12 protein-coding genes are annotated in these 10620 nt (G+C 72.6%); 1 reads left to right on the top strand and 11 read right to left on the bottom strand.

From position 1 onward, the window contains the following. Positions 1-92: 92 nt before the first annotated feature. A complete protein-coding gene (locus ACFVUY_RS37400) occupies positions 93-1649 on the bottom strand; it encodes a DEAD/DEAH box helicase (RefSeq protein ID WP_387736602.1) in 1557 nt (518 codons plus the stop codon). A gap of 371 nt (positions 1650-2020) precedes the next feature. Further along, positions 2021-2224 carry a cold-shock protein gene (locus ACFVUY_RS37395; RefSeq protein ID WP_045694210.1) on the bottom strand — a complete coding sequence of 68 codons (204 nt, stop codon included), beginning with the start codon at positions 2222-2224 and terminating at the stop codon, positions 2021-2023. Positions 2225-2692: 468 nt separating this feature from the next. Here ACFVUY_RS37395 and ACFVUY_RS37390 point away from each other — a divergent pair, with 468 nt between their 5' ends. Further along, positions 2693-3055 carry a hypothetical protein gene (locus tag ACFVUY_RS37390; RefSeq protein WP_359908853.1) on the top strand — a complete coding sequence of 121 codons (363 nt, stop codon included), beginning with the start codon at positions 2693-2695 and terminating at the stop codon, positions 3053-3055. Positions 3056-3087: 32 nt separating this feature from the next. On the opposite strand, the gene ACFVUY_RS37385 is transcribed toward ACFVUY_RS37390, so the two are convergent. The 9 genes from ACFVUY_RS37385 to ACFVUY_RS37345 form a co-directional block, all read right to left on the bottom strand. Then, the gene (locus tag ACFVUY_RS37385; RefSeq protein ID WP_387736601.1) at positions 3088-3939 is read right to left on the bottom strand and encodes an aldo/keto reductase; all 852 of its coding nucleotides are present in this window, start codon (positions 3937-3939) and stop codon (positions 3088-3090) included. A gap of 328 nt (positions 3940-4267) precedes the next feature. After that, positions 4268-5479, bottom strand: coding sequence for a Glu/Leu/Phe/Val dehydrogenase dimerization domain-containing protein (locus ACFVUY_RS37380; protein ID WP_387736600.1), 1212 nt, complete (start codon positions 5477-5479; stop codon positions 4268-4270). Next, complete coding sequence (locus tag ACFVUY_RS37375) at positions 5476-5691, bottom strand: MbtH family NRPS accessory protein (RefSeq protein WP_359908868.1); 216 nt, start codon at positions 5689-5691, stop codon at positions 5476-5478. Before ACFVUY_RS37375 ends, ACFVUY_RS37380 begins: the two co-directional genes overlap by 4 nt. A gap of 4 nt (positions 5692-5695) precedes the next feature. Further along, positions 5696-6502: an indole-3-glycerol-phosphate synthase gene (locus ACFVUY_RS37370; protein ID WP_387736599.1), complete on the bottom strand. Its 807-nt coding sequence runs from the start codon at positions 6500-6502 to the stop codon at positions 5696-5698. Next, positions 6499-7182: an N-(5'-phosphoribosyl)anthranilate isomerase gene (locus ACFVUY_RS37365; RefSeq protein ID WP_387736598.1), complete on the bottom strand. Its 684-nt coding sequence runs from the start codon at positions 7180-7182 to the stop codon at positions 6499-6501. The genes ACFVUY_RS37370 and ACFVUY_RS37365 overlap by 4 nt, the downstream gene beginning before the upstream one ends. A 6-nt stretch (positions 7183-7188) precedes the next feature. Continuing rightward, the gene (locus ACFVUY_RS37360) at positions 7189-8328 is read right to left on the bottom strand and encodes an acyl-CoA dehydrogenase family protein (RefSeq protein WP_387736597.1); all 1140 of its coding nucleotides are present in this window, start codon (positions 8326-8328) and stop codon (positions 7189-7191) included. Positions 8329-8358: 30 nt separating this feature from the next. Beyond that, positions 8359-8733 carry an ectoine synthase gene (locus ACFVUY_RS37355; protein ID WP_387695262.1) on the bottom strand — a complete coding sequence of 125 codons (375 nt, stop codon included), beginning with the start codon at positions 8731-8733 and terminating at the stop codon, positions 8359-8361. Further along, entirely contained in the window at positions 8730-9548 is an 819-nt protein-coding gene (trpA, locus tag ACFVUY_RS37350; protein ID WP_387736596.1) for a tryptophan synthase subunit alpha, read from the bottom strand. Before trpA ends, ACFVUY_RS37355 begins: the two co-directional genes overlap by 4 nt. After that, positions 9545-10618 carry an anthranilate phosphoribosyltransferase gene (locus tag ACFVUY_RS37345; RefSeq protein WP_387736595.1) on the bottom strand — a complete coding sequence of 358 codons (1074 nt, stop codon included), beginning with the start codon at positions 10616-10618 and terminating at the stop codon, positions 9545-9547. Before ACFVUY_RS37345 ends, trpA begins: the two co-directional genes overlap by 4 nt. Positions 10619-10620 lie beyond the last annotated feature (2 nt).

Below are 10620 nucleotides of genomic sequence, written 5' to 3'. Positions count from 1 at the left end.
GCCGATGGGCCCGTCCGGCCGGCCCCGGGTGGCGCCCTCGGGCGCCAGGGGGAGGCGGCCCGGCCGGTGCGGCGGGCCGGGCCCGTCGAGTGCTACGCGGAAAGGGCGGCGCGCCGGGGTGCCCGGCGCCGGTCGGCGGAGCCCTGGTTGTCGCGGCCGGAGGCGGCCCGGGTGTTGCCACCGGTGTTGGCCCGGGTGTTGCCGCCGGTGTTGGCGGGGCCGCCGCGGCCGCGGCGGCCGCGGCTCGCGGACGCGCTGCGGCGCGGCCGCTCGACGACGGGGTCGGGGATCACGACGGGCACGCCGGTGGGCACCCGGGCGCCGGTGATCCGGACGAGGTCCTCGTCACCGGCGGTGACCCTGGTGGTGACGGGGGTGATGCCGGCGGTGGTCATCATGCGGGCCATCGCGCGGCGCTGGTTGGGCAGGACCAGGGTGACGACGGTGCCGGACTCGCCGGCCCGGGCGGTGCGTCCGCCGCGGTGCAGGTAGTCCTTGTGGTCGCCCGGCGGGTCGAGGTTGACGACGAGGTCGAGGCCGTCGACGTGGATGCCGCGGGCGGCGACGTTGGTGGCGATCAGCGCGGTCACCTGGCCGGTGCGGAACTGCTCCAGGGTGCGGGTGCGCTGGGGCTGGGACTTGCCGCCGTGCAGGGCGGCGGCCTTGACCCCGTTCGCGAGCAGGTCCTCGACCAGGCCGTCCGCGCCGTGCTTGGTGTCGATGAACATGATCACCCTGCCGTCACGGGAGGCGATGTGGGCGATCGTGGCGTTCTTGTCGAAGTTCTGCACCTGCAGCACGTGGTGCTCCATGGTGCTGACCGTCGCCGCGGACGGGTCCACGGAGTGGGTGACCGGGTCCTTCAGGAAGCGCCGCACCAGGCGGTCGACGTTGCGGTCCAGCGTGGCGGAGAACAGCAGGGTCTGGCCGCCTTCGGCGACCTGCTCGAGGAGCTCGGTGACCTGGGGCAGGAAGCCCATGTCGGCCATCTGGTCGGCCTCGTCGAGCACCGTGATGTCGACCCGGTCCAGCCGGCAGTCGCCGCGCTGGATCAGGTCCTTGAGCCGGCCGGGCGTGGCCACCACGACCTCGGCCCCGCGGTTCAGCGCCTGGGCCTGGCGGCCGATCGAGGTCCCGCCCACCACGGTCGTCATCCGCAGCCGTACCGCGTGCGCGAACGGGGTGAGAGCGTCGGTGACCTGCTGGGCGAGCTCGCGGGTGGGGACCAGCACCAGGGCCAGCGGCTGGCGGGGGTCGGCCTTCCGGCCGGCGGTGCGGGCCAGCACGGCGAGACCGAACGCGATGGTCTTGCCGGAACCGGTGCGGCCCCGGCCCAGGACGTCACGTCCGGCCAGCGAGTTCGGGAGCGTCGCGGCCTGGATCGGGAACGGCGCCGTGACACCCTGCCGGGTCAGCGTGGAGAGCAGGGCCTTGGGCATGTCCAGCTCGGCGAACGTTTCGACGGCCGGGAGCGCCGGGGTGGTGCTCACCGGCATCGCGAACTCCTGCTGGGCGGAGGAACCCTGACGGGTGGTGCGGCCGCCCGAGGGCCGGTCCCCGTAGAAGGAGCTGCCACCGGCGCGGGTTCCGTGGGCGCGGCTGGAACGGGAGTTGGCGTTCTGGTACGAGGAGCGAGTGGAGCGGTTCATGCGGGAGACCTTCCTCGGGGCGGCACGTCACGGGGAAGGCTCCGGGGCGCGGTGCGCCGACGGAGACCGCAAGGGAACGGGCCGAGAGCTGTGACGGGTGGGGCGTGGACGGTGCAACCGTGCGGCACGCCACCTGCGGTCGGCGCCCGCCGGCATGGGCGGGAGCGAGGACCTCGAATCGAGATGTCACGGCAGGGGGGTGATTCGGACGCGGCGCTGTGCGTCTCGCGTGGGGGTGCCCGCCGGCGGCGGTGCTGGTCAGCGGGCTCAGTGGCCGGGGGCGCGCCTGAGGCAACGCCGAGGGGCCCGCACCGGGCATTGTGTACGCGGTGCGGGCCCCTCGCTGCTAGGCGGGTGCCGTGGCAGAAGAATTACAGCGGGCGAATGTTCTCGGCCTGCGGGCCCTTCTGGCCCTGAGTGACGTCGAACTCCACCTTCTGGCCCTCGAGCAGCTCACGGAAGCCGTTGGCGTTGATGTTCGAGTAGTGGGCGAAGACGTCCGGGCCGCCACCCTCCTGCTCGATGAAGCCGAAGCCCTTTTCCGAGTTGAACCACTTCACGGTGCCATTAGCCATTAAAAATCTCCTTCAAGGGGCTTTCCGGAGCACGCACAGCGCGAGCTCCGAGTCGCCGCGATGAGCACCCACCCGGGGAAGAGCCGGGAAACAAAAATGCGCCTGCGGAATACATCAGCAGGCGCACACAAAGTTCATGGGAACCACTACTGCAACTAAAACGACTCTAGCAGGCCCGGGCGGGCAGCGGGCGGATATTTCGCCTCCGGTTTCGGGGAAGCCTCGTCCGGGGCCGCCGGTCCCGAGCGAGGCAGGGACCCAACACGCTTTGAGGGCAGGATGGTTGGCATGACGTGCACGGTCCGTGGAGGCGCCTCCCACCGGCGTGAATCCGCTGGGCGCGCCGTGTCCGGCCGCGCACCCCTACGCCCTGGCGCCCTCGCGCACTCCGAGCGGGACACGTCGCCGTCGGAGACCGCCTCACCCGCGACACGTACGGGGACCGGGCCGTGCCCTACCCTGGGAGTCATGTCGAACCCTGATGGGCTGCTCGTCGACATCGCCGCGATGGTGGAGTCCGAGCACAGCAACCAGATGGCCTTGACCGTGGTGGTCCCCGGCGCGGTGATCACCGGCAGACTCGCACCGGTGGCCCTGTGGTGGGAACGGGTGGCGGAGGTCCTCCAGGCCTCGGATCACCTGAAGCCGTTCGCCGCCCTCTTCGCCCCGCCCGCGGACGGCCCGCCCGCGCGGCCCACCCACCTCCACCTCCACCGGGCGAAGATCCTGCAGGGCGACTTCGCACTGCCCCACACGGGCGGCATGTACCGCATCGCCATCGAGGACATCAGCAGCTGGACGATCGGGGACCTCAGCTACTCCGATACCTGACAGCCCCGGCCGCCGCGCTCCCGCTCCGGCGCTCAGCCGTCCAGGCGGCGCCGGCTGAGCCAGGCGACCATCTCGGGATCCCGGTGGTCGAAGAACAGCGTCGTGCCGGTGTCGAGGGCGGCGACGGCGGACATCTGGTCGTGGTCCAGTTCGAAGTCGAAGACGTCGATGTTCTGCGCCATCCGGTCGGGGTTGACCGACTTGGGAATGGTCACGATGCCGCGCTGAACCAGCCAGCGGAGCACGACCTGCGCCACGGACTTGCCGTGCGCCTCGCCGATCCCGGCGAGGACGGGGTTGGTGAACAGCTCGTTCCTGCCTTCGGCGAAGCCGCCCCACGCCTGGTGCCGGACGCCGTGCTCGCGCATGAGGGCCTGGTCGGCGGCGCGCTGGAAGAAGGGGTGGGTCTCGATCTGGTTGACCGCCGGGGTGATCTCGTTGTTGAGGACCAGGTCGAGGAGCCGGTCGGGGTAGAAGTTGGCGACGCCGATCGCCTTGGCCAGGCCCTCGCGGTTGACGGCCTCCATGGCGCGCCACTGGCCGTACACGTCCCCGTACGGCTGGTGCATCAGGTACAGGTCGACGTGGTCCAGGCCGAGCCTGGTCAGCGAGGTCTCGAAGGCGCGGCGGGCGTTGGCCTCGGCGGGGGCGTCCTGGATCCACAGCTTGGTGGTGACGAACAGCTCCCGGCGGGGGATTCCGCTGCTCCCGATGGCGCGGCCGACGGCTTCCTCGTTGCCGTAGGCGGCGGCGGTGTCCAGCAGGCGGTAGCCGACGGCGAGGGCCTCGGAGACGGCCTGCTCGGTCCGGTCCGCCGGGATCTGGTAGACGCCGAAGCCGAGGATCGGCATCCGGACGCCGTTGTTCAGGGTGACGTGCTGCACGGGGGCTCCTGGAGAGGACCGGATGGAAGGGGGCGGTGTCAGGTCGGCCGGTGGCTTCGGCGATCGCCGCCGGGACGCCGGTGGCGCGCCGTCCGGCGGCCTGCTGCTCCGCCCGGGTGGCCGTCCGAGGGTCCGTGCACGTCGGTGCCGCGCCATGGTGGTTCGCACTCTATCCATGACTCGTGCGATGCGCGCCGCCGACGGAGGCGGAGCGAGCATGGGAACGGTCACCACGGACGGTGACGGGCAGGCTCGTCGGCGGGCGCGGCCGGCCGGGGCCCGGCCGGCCGATGCGCCGCCCGTCACCAGGGCGCGTCCTCCCGCCGGATCACCGGTCGGCCGGGATCCCCGGTCCGGCGGCCCCGGCCGGAGCGGTGGCGTCGGCAGGGCCGGCCCCGGCCGGGGTGGCGCGCGATCCGAGGAGCTGTGCGACCGGATCGGCGCTGCCCGTGGCGCTCAGCTCCTGCACCAGCTCGCAGTTCCTGGCGATCCTGCCGGCGACCCACTCGCGCAGCCACTCGGACAGCTGCGGGAGCGGCAGGTCGGACGGGGCCAGCCCGGTGAGCACGCACCCGGTCGCCGCCGCGCCGCCGACGTTGACGACCACGTCCGGCAGGACGGTGTGGCCGGCCTCGCGCAGCAGCCGGCGGGCCGGTGCGGTGCAGCTCAGGTTCCCGCCCTCGACCACCAGACGGGCCCGGACCGCGGGCACCGCCTCCTCGTCGACCGCGGAGGCGGAGGCCGCCAGCACCAGCACGTCGGCGTCGACGTGCAGCCACGCCTGCCCGGGGCCGTGGACCGTGACCCGGTCGGGCAGCCGGCTCCGGTCGATCGCGCCGTCGCTGCTGGTGAGCGCGGCGAGTTCGGTGACGGGCAGTCCGCGCTGGTCCTCGACGGTGCCCCGGACGTCGGCCACGGCCACCACCCGGTGGCCGTGGGCGGCCAGATGACCGGCCACCGCGCGCCCGACGGTGCCGAAGCCCTGGATCGCGATGCGCTGCGGGGTCGGCGCGCCGGAGGCCCGTAGGGCGCCGAGCACCGCGACGGCCACGCCGAACCCGGTGATGTCGGCCATGTGGTCCCACAGTTCGGCCCAGCCGACGGTGAGGCGGGTGGTGCCGGGGAGGCGGGTGACGTCGTACCCGGCGGCCTCGAAGGCCAGCCGCCGGTCGGCGTAGGTGGTGCCCTGGTCGCAGCCCAGGTACACCCCGCCGTGCAGCAGCGGGGCCGCGGCGCGGCCGAACTCCCGCATCACCGCCTCCCGTTCGACGCCGGCGTCCGGGTCGGGGGCGATGCCGGCCTTGGCGCCACCGATGGGCAGGCCGACCAGCGCCAGCTTGTGGGTCATCGCCCTGGCGAGCCCGGTCAGCTCCTGCTCGGTCACCGTCCGGGTCATCCTGGTGCCGCCCATGGCGAGGCCGTCGACCACGGAGTCGACGACGACCCAGCCCCGGGCCCGGCACTCCGGGAGGTCCAGGGCGGTGGAGAGCACGGGCCCGGTCGCCGGGCGCGCACCGTGCGGTGCGAGCGTCGGGTTCACTGCGCACCGTCCTCCGGGACGGACCGCAGGCGCAGGCTGCGGGGGCGCATGTCGGTCCACACGCGTTCGATGTGCGCGAGGCATTCGTCCTTCGCGCCCTGTACGCCGACCTCGTGCCAGCCCGCCGGCGACTCGCGGTCGGCGGACCAGATCGAGTACTGCTCCTCGTCGTTGACGACGACCTTCCACTGCTCGGTTGCCGCGCTGGTCATGGTGTTACCTCCGGATGTCGCTGGTGGGTGGGGGGTCCGCCGGGCGGCGGACGGGTGGAGCCGGTTCGGGGCCGGCGTCGGGGCGGGTGCCGAGGCGGGCGTTGGGGCGGGTGTCGGGGCGGGTGCCGAGGCGGGCGTCGAGGCCGTCCAGCCATCCCGGCAGGCCGGCGGTGCGCAGGAGGCCCGTCCCGACGAGCACACCGGCGAAGCCCTCCCCGAGCAGGCGGGCGGCGTCGTCGGGGCAGCGGATGGCTCCGGCACTCACCGGGCACCGGGTGCCGCTGTTCAGCACCGCGGGCAGGAGCGAGGAGCTCCGGCCGAGGTCGCCCGGGCCGCGTTCACGGGTGGCGATGTCCTTGTTGTTCACCGCGACCACGCACTCCTCGGCGCGTGGCACGCGGCTGATCTCCTCCTCGGTGGTGACTTCGACGAACGGCGTCAGGCCCAGGCGCAGGCCGAGGTCGACCAGGTGGCCCAGGGTGGCGCGGGGCAGCAGTGCGGCGGTGAGCAGGACCGCGGAGGCGCCGCTCTCGCGGGCCTGGTGCAGTTGGCTCCGGCGGGTGATGAAGTCCTTCTGCAGCACGGGCAGGTCCGTCGTCTCCACGACCTCGCGCAGCAGGTCCTGGGTGCCGCCGAACCACCGCCCGGTCACCACGGACAGGCAGGGTGCGCCGACGCCCTGGTAGTCGGCGACCAGGCGGGCGGCCGACCTGTCACCGAACAGGTCGTTTCCTGCGGCGTCCTGCCGTTTGAGCTCCATGATCACCGGTCGGCGGGCGTCCAACAGTGCCTCGATGAACTCGGCGGTCATCCGGGCACCCCGCTGCCGTCCGTCGCGTGCCAGCCGCGCCGCACGGCCGTGACCCGGTCGGTGCTCAGCCGTCCGTCGGAGTCCCTGGCCGCCGTGTCCACGTCGATGCCCAGGAACAGGGGGTGGTCGACCACCTCCCGGTAGTCCTCCCGGTTGCCGGCCGTGATGCCGCCGGCCAGCAGGAAGGGGCGCGAGAGGCGGTCCGCGATCCCGAGGACGGCCGCGCGGTCGGCCGGTTGCCCGGTACTGCCGATCCGGCCGTCCCCGGCCACCGTGTCCAGCAGGAAGAGGTCCGTTCCCGCCCGCTCGTACGCCGCGATCAGGGACCGCTCCGCGCGGGTGTCCGTACCGAGGTGCAGCACCTTGACCACGGTGAGGTCCGCGGTGCTCTTCAGCGCGCGGACCAGACCCGGCGGCTGGTAGCCGTGCAGTTGGACCCACGGCACCCGGGCCGCGTCCGTCGCCGCGCGCAGCGCCCCGGCGTCGTTCAGGAAGGTCACGAGGACCGGACACAGTCGCGCCGTCCGGTGCACGACGTCTGCCAGCACGGTCAGTTGACGCAGCGTCAGCTCCGTGCAACCCCCCGGAACGCCGTGCCACAGGCCGACCAGGTCGGCTCCGGCGCTTTCGAGCGAGGCCACGTCCCCGGCCGAGGCGGCTCCGCAGATCTTGACCAGCATCAGGCGTCACAGCCCCAACATGGCGGCGACGCGGTTGCGTTGGATCTCCGAGGTGCCCGAGTAGATCGGGCCGGCGACCGCGTCGCGCACGTCCTTCTCCAGTCCGTACTCGGCCAGGTACCCGCTGCCGCCGAAGATCTGCACGGCGGCCAGCGCGGAGGAGAGGTTGCTCTCGCTGGCGACGAGCTTGCTGACGGCGATGTCCCTCGTGACGTTCTCGCCCTCCGTCAGCCGAACCGCCGTGTCGTACAGCCATTTCCGCGCGGTGTCCAGGCCGATGCTCATGTCCACGAGCTTGTGGGAGATCGACTGGTACGAGCCGATCGGATGGCCGAACTGGACGCGCTCCTTGGCGTACTCGACGCAGCGATCGAGCCGGTACCGCATCTGCCCGGTGTTGATGACGAAGGAGCAGAGGATCTCCCACTTCATCACGTGGTCCAGGACCAGGAACCCGGATCCGACCCGGCCGATCACGGCGGACGCGGGGACCCTGCAGTCGTCGAAGTGCAGTTCGCCCAGCGGAGCGGTCCGCAGTCCCATGGTGGCGACGGGCGGCCCGACGACGAGCCCCGGGGTGTCCCGCTCCACGACGAAGGCGGTGATGCCGAGCGGGCCGCCGTTGGGGTGGGTGCGCGCGTAGACCACGAACACGTCGGCCACCGGGCCGTTGGTGATGAAGGACTTGCCGCCCCGCAGCACGAAGCCGTCGTCCTCGCGGGTGGCCGTGGTCCTCATCGCCAGCGCGTCGGAGCCGCTCTCGGTCTCGCTGATCGCGTGCGCCCCGATCGTCTCTCCCGAGCAGATCCCCGGCAGGTAACGCGCCTTGAGCTCAGGCGATCCGAACCGCTGCAGCGGGACCCCGGCGCCGACCAGGTGGGTGGCGACCGAGAAGTTCAGTCCGCCGTCACGGCATCCGGTACCGAGCTGTTCGAGCACGTGCATGGTGGTGAGCAGGTCCTGGCCCAGCCCGCCCCACTGCTCGTCGAACGGCAGGCCGAGGATTCCGGACCTCCTGATCAGCTTCCACTTGTCCCACGGGAAGGCGCCTTCGGCGTCCCCTTCGAGATGGCCCGAGCTGAGTTCCTCGCACCACTGGGCGATCCCCTCGCCCAGGGCGATCTGGTCGGCGTTCCACCTGATCATCTGTCGGTCCCGTCAGTCCTGTCGGTCCTGTCAGTACTCGGAGAATTCGGCCGAGTCCAGGTTGTGGCGTTCGTCGCCGCGCAGCGCGGGCGAGAACACGCAGACCAGGCGGAGGTCCTCGTCCTGGCTCGCGATCAGGAAGTGGGCGTCGTGCCGGTCGAGCGCGTACAGCGTGCCCGGCTCGATCGGGTGGGACGTGCCGTCGGCGTCCACGACCTCGCCCGTCCCCTCGATGCAGTAACAGGCCTCCAGGTGGCGGCGGTACTCCAGCCTCGACTTGGTGCCGGCGCGGACGGTGGTGTCCGTCATCGTGTAGCCCAGGCCGTCGGATTCGAGAAGGAACCTGCGGCTGAGCCCGTTGCCCCAGTCCACGGTCTTCGCTTCGTCAAGGCGTCGGACGATCATCGGGTGTGCCTCCTGGTGTTGGCTGAGTACGGCGAAAGGGTGTGCACGAAGGTGTGGAACTCCTCGACCACGTCGGCCCCTTCGGCGAGGGCCTGCTCGATCCGGGCGACCCCGGCGCTGCCCACGACCGCGGCGTCGGCACCGAGGCCGTGCAGCAGGTCGATGTCCGCCCCGGAGCGGACGCCGAACCCGACGGCGATCGGTACGGCGGTCGCATTCCGCAGTTCGGCCAGCGCGGCGGCCAGCTCCCGGTGGTCGGCCGTGAGCCTGCCGCCGCTGCGGCCGTAGTGGGCCACCAGGTACAGGTACGCGGTGGCGCTCTCGGCGGCCGCCGCCTTCACCTCGGCCGTCGACGCGGCGTAGCAGGTGGCGACCATGGGCAGCCCCGCCTCCCGCACCGCTTCCAGGCAGCCGGCCCGCAGCCGCGGTGGCAGGCCGTGGACCAGCAGCCCGTGGACGCCCGAGTCGGCGACCCGCCGGACGAACACGGGCACGGTCAGGTCCCTGACCGTGTGGCTCCAGTCGGCCAGCAGAGCCACCCGCAGGTGGCGCAGCCGGGGCAGGATCCCGCCGAGGAAGTCGAGCACCTCGTCGAGTCCGCCCCCGTCGGCCAGGGCCCGCTGCGCCGATCGGCGGATGACGGGCCCGTCGGTGACCGAGTGGGGAAAGGGCACCGCCAGCTCCAGGCAGTCCACCCGGCAGTCGTCGAGCATCCGCATGACGTCGGCCAGTACCGGCAGCGGCGGGTCTCCGGCGTTGAGGAACACCGCCAGGCCGGGCCGGTCCGGCGGCCGGTGCGCGAAGAACCCGCTCACCGCGCACGCGCCGCGGCCGCCGTGCGGCGCGCCGGTCGGGCGCGCAGGCGCTCGACGAGCTCGCGGGCGGCGCCGCTGCGCAGGGCGTCGTCGGCCGCCCCGATCGCCTCCGGCCACCCGTTGACCAGCCCGCTCGCGACGGCCAGCGCGGCGGCGTTCAGGCGGACGGTCCGCGTCGCGAGATCCGTCCCCTCCCCGGAGAGCACGCCGAGGAAGTGGTCGACCACGTCCTCGCCCCTTCCGGCCGGCCGCAGTTCGGCGATCGCGTCGGTCCCGATCCCGATCCCGGTCCCGGTCCCGGTCCCGGTCCCCGGAGCCTCGGCCGACAGCCGGATCCCGTCGGTGCCGTCATTGGTGAGGACGGTGTTGTCGACGGAACCGACGAGCTCGTCGATGCCCAGCTCGTTGGAGCACAGCCAGATCCGCCGGCCGGCGACGGTGGCGGCGACATGGCCCAGAGTCGGCACCAGCGAACGGTCCGAGACGCCGACGAGCTGGGCGGAGACCGGCACCGCGGCGAGGAAGGGGCCGACGAAGTTGATGAATCCGCCGATCATCCGCAGGTCCATCGGCACGATGCTCCGGGCCAGCAGCGCCACCTCCCGCGGGTAGACGAAGTTCCCCGGGAAGGCGATGCCGAAGCGTTCCAGCTGGGCCTCGGTCTGCTCGTACGAGGTGGTCCTTCCGATGCCGAGGCGGTCGAGCAGATCGTGGGAGCCGCAGCTGCTCGTATAGGCGCGGGATCCCGTCTTGACGATGCGGACGCCCAGGGCCGCGGCGACGAACGCCGCCGCGGTGGAGATGTTGAACGTGGCCGGACCGCCTCCGGTGCCGACGATGTTGGCCGCGCCGTCCAGCCGCGCGGGGACGGCCGGCCGTCGCTCGTCCAGGGAGCGGAGCATCGCGACCAGCGTGTCCGGATCGGGCATCCGGGTGGACAGCGAGGACAGCAGCGCCACCGTCTCGCCGGACCGCAGCGCGCCGTCGCGCAGCTGGTCCCAGAAGGACCCCCACAGCTCCTGGTCGACGGTGCGGTCCCGGTCGATCAGCGCTCGCAGTACCTCGTGCATGA

Source organism: Kitasatospora sp. NPDC058063 (assembly GCF_042885395.1).
Taxonomy (GTDB): Bacteria; Actinomycetota; Actinomycetes; order Streptomycetales; family Streptomycetaceae; genus Kitasatospora; species Kitasatospora lactacystinica.
The sequence above is the reverse complement of the archived record's forward strand: the minus strand, read 5'-3'. Positions and strand labels throughout refer to the sequence as shown.